The sequence below is a fragment of the Nodosilinea sp. LEGE 07298 genome (assembly GCF_015207265.1).
In the GTDB taxonomy this organism is placed as follows: Bacteria; Cyanobacteriota; Cyanobacteriia; order Phormidesmidales; family Phormidesmidaceae; genus Nodosilinea.
In genome coordinates this window covers 1-6932 of record NZ_JADEXE010000332.1, presented here as the reverse complement: position 1 = coordinate 6932, position 6932 = coordinate 1, and the positions used below count along the sequence as shown (strand labels likewise).

The window sequence follows — 6932 nt, the reverse complement described above, 5'->3', positions numbered from 1 at the left end:
CTGCAGGTTCTACCTCCCGGCGCTACGACGGCTCCTGCGACCGAGCCGCAGGCTACTCAGCCCCAGGCCACCAAGTCCGCGCCTGTGGTATCGGCTCAGCCGCAGCCCGAAACGCACGTCGCCCTACAGCTACGCTGGTCAGAGACCAGTTTGCCGGGGCGGGTCTCTAGCTCAGCGGCTTCCCCCCGTACCAAGGACAATACCGAGGTGCTGGTCACAGGCGCGTTGTACAGCGGCTACTAACTCTCCCTGGCCCCTACACTCGCTTCTCTGGCTCGCCGCGTTGCCGCAGCAGCATCTCCTGGTGGTGAATAGCGTTGTTGGCAATTTGCCAGGGAAAGGTAAACGACTCGAACGACTCGCTGGTAATCCGGTCTACATCCAGGTCAGTCACCACTCGCTTGAGAATGTTGAACAGCATTTCTCTCAAAGCCGCTAGCTCCTCCAGCGATCGCGCTTTGTCAATATCATCAATCAGGGCTAAAATCTCCAGGTTGTAGGAGTCGGCTCGATTTTTTTGGTTACCCAGCAGCCACGATCGCAGCTGCCACAGGCTGGAAAAACTCAGCACCGCTACCGAAAGCAGCAGACCAATCGGCTCGGCATACTCAACCAAAAACTCAGGTTCGCCTTGGGTATAAAAGGCTTCTGCCCCAGGATGCAGAGGCAGCCCCAAGTCGCCAGAGGTATCGAGCCGAATCATAGCTGCCCTAGGATAAAGCGCCACCAGCTCATTGCGGTTTTGGTGCAGGGTGCGGGTCAGGGCATTCACCACGTGAGTCGGAATGTCTTCGTGGGCTACCAGCAGGGCATTCACCCCAACCACAGGTAGATCGGCGGGTGGAATCGGCTGACCACCGTTATAGGTGCCCTTAGGGATAACCTGAGCATTCAGGTACGGCAGCGATAGCCGCAGCGCATCGACCTGGTCGATTGGGAGCAGCTGAGCACGGCTTGTTTGCAGCAGTTCAGCTACGGCGGGGTTGCCCAGGGTAATCACCCGAAACAGGGCATCAACCTCACCACGGGCCAGGGCAGCGTGGGCCTGATCGGCGGGCATGGGCAGCGGCGTCAGATCCTCTGAAGTCAGCCCATAGTGCTGCACCAGCGGCCAGAATAAAGCATAGGACCCGCTGTTCTCGGGCATCAGGGCGACCCGCTTGCCCCGCAAATCAACCACCCCGTTGATATTGGCGTCGGTGCGGACCAGCAGATGAAACATTTCGGGGAACAGCAGCGCTACGGCCCGCACGGGCGACTGCACGGGTGTATCGCTCTGTACCAGGGCCAGCTGGGCGGTGCTCGACTTAAGCAAGTCCATATTTTGCACTGAGCCATCGGTTTCTAGCACATCAATGGTGATGGTGGGGTGGTTACGAGCCACCGCTGTTGCAAAGGCCTGACTAAAGGCATAGTATTCACCCGTACTGCCGCCCGAGGCCAGCACCAGACGGTAGGTGCGAGTATGCTCGCGCACCAAGAAAAACGCCGAGGCCACCACCCCCACCAAGCTCAGCACCACCACCGGCAAGACCACCTTTCCCTGCATAGATCTCCTGGGTCGATATAAAATAGTGACTGGCCAAATTTGCCGAGGCGGCTATACCAGTCCGGCTCGGGAACTGGGGCTTTTCTCTTGGCAAAACTCCACCTAAACTTGGATTGGGTTTATCTATGGCTCTACTCCAAAATTTACCCCAGGTACCCGATACTTTGCGGGGGCGCACCGTAGGGCGCAGCTTTCAGGCGGTGTTTCTGCTGGCCTTAGCGTCGGTGCTGCTAGTGGGGGCCTTCGGGCTGCGGTTGTTTCAGCTCCAGGTAGTCAACGGCGATCGCAACCGTCAGCTGGCCGATACCAACCGCATTCGACTGGTGCCCAAGCGCCCGGCTCGGGGCACCATTTTCGATCGCAACGGCGAAATTTTGGCTGGTAGCCGCCTATCGCATACGATATCAATCTGGCCCATTGCCCTGCCGCGCGACCAGTGGCCCATGGTGATTAACCGCCTATCCAAGGTGCTCAACGTTCCCCCCGACGAGATTCAAAAGCGGCTTGAGCAGGCGGGTTACGAATCGATCGAGTCGATTACTATTGCGCGGGGTATTAGCCCAGCTCAGGCAACGGCCCTGGCCGAATACACCAATGAGCTACCGGGAGTGCGGCTAGAGGCCGAGGCCGTGCGCAACTATCCCAACGGCGACCTGGCTGCCCACGTGATTGGCTATACCGGCGAGCTAACCGACGAACAGCTGAAAGCCCGCCGCGATCAAGGTTATCGTCTGGGCGATGTGGTCGGCCAAATGGGGGCCGAAGCGGCCTTTGAGAGCACCCTCCACGGGGCCTGGGGGGGCCAACAGGTCGAGGTTGACAGTGCCGGTCGCATCATCAGTATTTTGGGTGATAAACCCGCTACCGCTGGCCAAGACATTCAGCTCACCATCGATCTAGAGCTACAGCGAGCCGCAGAGGCCGCTCTGGGCACCCGCGAGGGCGCGATCGTCGCTATGGACCCGCGCAATGGCGCTATTTTGGCGATGGCTAGCTGGCCCACCTACGATCCCAATATTTTTACCACCCGCATTACCGAGGCCCAGTGGCAGCAGTTGCAGGGGGCCGACCACCCGTTTCTAAACCGATCGCTACAGGCTTTTCCACCCGCTAGTACCTTTAAAATTGTGACGACGGCGGCAGCCATTGAGTCAGGCAAGTACGCTCCAGGCACGGTACTGCCCACCTATCCCTACATTCAGGTGGGGGGCATTCAGTTTGGCGACTGGAACCGGGCAGGCTTTGGCCCCTTGGGCTTTACTGGCGCAATGGCCTGGAGTAGCGACACATTCTTTTACCAGGTGGCCATGCGCCTGGGCGGCCCAACCCTGATTGAAATGACTCGCCGCTTTGGCTTTGGCCGCAAAACCGGCATTGAGCTGGGGGCCGAAGAAAGCGCTGGCCTGGTGCCCGACGACGACTGGAAGCGCGAGACCTTAGATACGCCATGGGTGATTGGCGATTCGATCAATATGTCTATTGGCCAGGGGTTTCTGCAGGCGACGCCCCTGCAGGTAGCCAATATGTTTGCGATCGCAGCTAACGATGGCTACAGCGTTACACCCCACCTGCTCAAAGACAACGAAGAGCACCGCAACTGGAAAGAATCGCTAGAGTTGAGTGACACCACCATCGATATTTTGCACCGGGGGCTGCGACAAGTCATTACGGGTGGTACCGCCCAGAGTCTCAATGTGCCCCACCTACCGCCCTTTGCGGGCAAAACCGGCACCGCCGAAGCACCGCCAGGGCTATCACACGCCTGGTTTGGGGCCTACGCCCCCTTTGAGAACCCTGAGGTCGTAATCGTGGCCTTTGCCGAACACTCCGGCGGCGGCGGCGGCAAGGTGACTGCACCGATGGTGCTGCAGGTGCTAGAAACCTACTTTGGCAAAGACCAGGCAGAAGGCGAAGCTACGCCATAGGCGCATCTTCGCCTGTGCCTGAGGGGCATAGTGAGTCTATGCAGCCTGCGCTCCCTTCGACTCTGCTCAGGGAACGCGGGCTAAATCACAAACGATTTGTTAACTCCGCGACGCCAGGCTAAAGTTGCGAAAATGCTGGGCCTGGGCCTCAATGCGACAGGCGATGCGATCGCAGACCATGCTGCATAGGTCAAAAATGAGCTCGTCGGTGACGCTGTAGTAGGCGGAGGTGCCCTCAGTGCGACGGCTCAAAATACCCGCTTGCAGCATTACTTTCAAATGCTTAGAGACGTTGGCCTGGCTAGTTTGAGTAGCTTCTACCAGCTCTTGTACACATTTTTCGCCCTCCCGCAGCAGGTTGAGAATTCGCAGCCGCATGGGCTCGCTCAACACGCTAAAATACTCGGCCACTTGCTGCACGACTTCAATTGAAACCGGTTCTACAGGATCCATCAGGTTAGTAGGTAGGCTCGTGTGCGCGAACGATTCTCAGTAATCTTAACAACTATTTTATTTTCGCAGCTATCAATAGCAATGCAGTCATCAAATCTTGTTAATTATTTAGGGATGATCCCCATAGGGTTGCACTCAGGGCGAGGGAAAGAGATGGGGGCAAGAGGTTGGGGCTAGAGCTTGGGTCAGGGGCCGTACCGTGAGATTCTTAAAGATAACGATCACCCACCCTGAGGACTGCCGTGAAAGCCATCACCCTGCTTGGTTCAACCGGGTCTATTGGCACCCAAACCCTAGATATTTTAGAGCACCATCCCGACCAGTTTCGCCTGGTGGGCATTGCCGCAGGGAGCAATGTCGAGCTACTGGCCCAGCAGGTGCGCCAGTTTAAGCCCGAAGTGGTGGCGATCTGCAACGCCGAAAAACTGAGCGACCTGCGATCGGCCCTGGCCGGGCTCGACCCCATGCCCCAAATCCTGGCCGGGGATGATGGCGTAGTGGAAGTAGCGCGCTATGGCGATGCCGAGGCGGTGGTGACGGGAATTGTGGGCTGTGCCGGGCTGCTGCCGACCCTGGCCGCGATCGAGGCGGGCAAAGATATTGCCCTGGCCAACAAAGAAACCCTGATCGCTGGCGGCCCCGCCGTGCTGCCCCTGGTCGAAAAGCACGGTGTCAAGCTGCTGCCTGCCGATTCGGAGCATTCGGCTATTTTCCAGTGCCTCCAGGGCGTTCCCAAAGACGGGCTGCGGCGCATTTTGCTGACGGCGTCAGGCGGAGCCTTTCGCGACTGGCCCACCGAAAAGCTGGCCCAGGTGACGGTGGCCGATGCCCTCAAGCACCCTAACTGGTCGATGGGCCGCAAAATCACCGTTGATTCGGCCACGCTGATGAACAAGGGGCTGGAGGTAATCGAGGCCCACTACCTGTTCGGTATGGACTACGACGGTATCGATATCGTCATTCACCCCCAGAGCATTATTCACTCGCTGATTGAGCTGCAAGATACCTCGGTGCTGGCTCAGCTGGGCTGGCCCGACATGCGTTTGCCCCTGCTCTATGCCCTCTCCTGGCCCGATCGCATCTATACCGACTGGGAGCCGCTGGATTTGGTCAAAGCGGGCGACCTCACCTTCCGCGAGCCCGACCACGCCAAGTACCCCTGTATGGATCTGGCCTATGCGGCTGGCCGGGCCGGGGGCACCATGACAGCGGTGCTCAATGCTGCCAACGAGCAGGCCGTGGCGCTGTTCTTAGACGAAAAAATTCACTTTTTGGAGATTCCTAAGGTAATTGAGGGTGTGTGCGATCGCCACCGCTCCCACAACATTGTTCAGCCCGTACTGGCCGACATTCTCGCCGCCGACCAGTGGGCCAGAGCCGAGGTGCTCAGCGTCAGCCAGGCCCTGACCCAGACCACCGTCGTTTCGCTAGGGTAAGCACCGTGGATCTGCTGATTGTATTGGGAGCCATTGTCGTAGTCGTGGTGGTGTTTGGCTGGCTGTTTAAGCTAGTCAAAAACACGATTCAAACCGTGCTGCTAGTCGCCTTTCTGCTGCTGGTGCTGTACTTTTTGTTTGGCATCGGCCCCGGTGCCGTCTGGGAGCAGATTCAGGCCTGGTTCGGCAACTGGTTGGGAGGAAGATAAGGGCGATTTGGATTTTGGACGTGCTGGATTGAGGCATGAACTTAGGTGGGAGCAAACGACCGTTTGCCCCTACTAGGGGGCAGGGGCGAGGGCGAGGCTGACTACCTGCCAGGGGGCGGCGATCGCTGTGGTCTCCTCCGTCTGGGGTTGCTCTAGCAGATTGAGCAGGCCGACAGTTTTCACGGGTAGGGTACCGCCCAGGGTGAGGGGGCGGCTGGTGCCGGTGCTTTCGTAGGCGCGCAGAACGTATTGATCCGCCTGGTCTTCTGCTTGCTTGAAGGCTGCAAGCACCAGGCTGGTGTCGCCGAAGTTGAGCCAGCTGGCGGACGTGGGGCCTGGGGTGGGTAACGCTGTCGAGCAATCTAGGCAAGCCTGAACCGGCAGGTTAAAGCTGCGGGCCGCCTGGACGGTTTTGGCCTGCTGCCAGCCGTGGGCGTGGGGGTAGATGGCATAGCTGAAGGTTTGGAGGCCGCGATCGCAGCCCGGATCGGGCCAGATTGGCGCTTTCAGCAGCGTTAGCCGCAGCTGTCTGGGGGTGGCATCAAACCCGTGCTTGTAGTCGGTGAGAAGGCTCACGCCGCGATCGCGATCGCTCAGATCAGCCCAGCGCAGAGCGGGCACCTCCCACTTGGCGGCATCTTGAGAGGTGGCGGGGGTGGTTGATCGGGCGATCGCCCCAAAGGGAATTTCGTAGGTGGCCTCGGCGGCGGACACCGTCAGTGGAAAAGCAGTTTTCAGCACCACTTGGGTCTCTTGCCAATCGACCTGGGTATGCACCGCCAGCACGGGCGACCCGACAGCCAAACTGTAGTCTTGGGTGATGGTGGACTGGTTAAAGGTCTGGACGACGCGCAGGGTTTGCCGCACCGGGCCGTACTCAACCCAGTCAACACGCTGAAGCCGAAAATTTTCGAGGGGATGGTCCTGGTAGTCGGGGGCGATGTTCCAGGCATCCCAGTACTGGCCCTGGTCTTTAAACGCCTGGAGCTGGTTTCCACAGCTGTGGAAGGTTTCGGTAGCAGTGGCCTTGTGAACCAAACTGGCAATGGCTCCGGTGGATGGGTCAATTCTTGACCGTAAATGCTCGTTTTCAATGACCCAATCGTCGGGTAGGGCGATAGGTAGCGGAGCCTCCGCAGGCATTAGCCAGATCAGCCGATAGCCCACCGAGGGAATGTCTGGAACGTAGACCAGCAGTAATGGCGATGCGTCTTGCCCTGGCTGAGTCAGCAGCGACTGCCCCTCGGCATTCTGCGCTTGCCAACGGGGCTGGGCCAGGTCGGAGGATAAGGCGATCGACACCACCTCACTGCGATCCCAGTTCAGCGGGTTAAACAGCACGACAGGCACGGCGTTAGGG

At 59.0% G+C, this 6932-nt stretch carries 7 protein-coding genes; 4 read left to right on the top strand and 3 right to left on the bottom strand.

What is annotated here, in order from left to right; translation table 11 throughout:
* On the top strand, positions 1 to 243 hold a 243-nt coding region (locus tag IQ273_RS28450), incomplete at its 5' end, for a hypothetical protein (protein WP_228054058.1).
* Positions 244 to 256: 13 nt separating this feature from the next.
* Here the strand turns inward: IQ273_RS28450 and IQ273_RS28445 are convergent.
* Positions 257 to 1549: a TAXI family TRAP transporter solute-binding subunit gene (locus tag IQ273_RS28445; RefSeq protein WP_194026484.1), complete on the bottom strand. Its 1293-nt coding sequence runs from the start codon at positions 1547 to 1549 to the stop codon at positions 257 to 259.
* A 125-nt stretch (positions 1550 to 1674) separates the two neighbouring features.
* Here IQ273_RS28445 and mrdA point away from each other — a divergent pair, with 125 nt between their 5' ends.
* Positions 1675 to 3474, top strand: coding sequence for a penicillin-binding protein 2 (gene mrdA, locus IQ273_RS28440; protein ID WP_194026483.1), 1800 nt, complete (start codon positions 1675 to 1677; stop codon positions 3472 to 3474).
* Between the two features lie 99 nt (positions 3475 to 3573).
* Here mrdA and IQ273_RS28435 read toward each other — a convergent pair whose 3' ends face one another.
* Entirely contained in the window at positions 3574 to 3927 is a 354-nt protein-coding gene (locus IQ273_RS28435; RefSeq protein WP_194026482.1) for a helix-turn-helix transcriptional regulator, read from the bottom strand.
* 242 nt (positions 3928 to 4169) lie between these two features.
* Between IQ273_RS28435 and dxr the strand changes: the two genes are divergently transcribed.
* Together dxr and IQ273_RS28425 are read left to right on the top strand one after the other, a co-directional pair.
* Complete coding sequence (gene dxr, locus IQ273_RS28430; protein WP_194026481.1) at positions 4170 to 5363, top strand: 1-deoxy-D-xylulose-5-phosphate reductoisomerase; 1194 nt, start codon at positions 4170 to 4172, stop codon at positions 5361 to 5363.
* A gap of 5 nt (positions 5364 to 5368) precedes the next feature.
* Entirely contained in the window at positions 5369 to 5572 is a 204-nt protein-coding gene (locus IQ273_RS28425) for a hypothetical protein (RefSeq protein ID WP_194026480.1), read from the top strand.
* Positions 5573 to 5644: 72 nt separating this feature from the next.
* Here the strand turns inward: IQ273_RS28425 and IQ273_RS28420 are convergent.
* On the bottom strand, positions 5645 to 6932 hold a 1288-nt coding region (locus IQ273_RS28420), incomplete at its 5' end, for a glycoside hydrolase family 38 C-terminal domain-containing protein (RefSeq protein ID WP_228054056.1).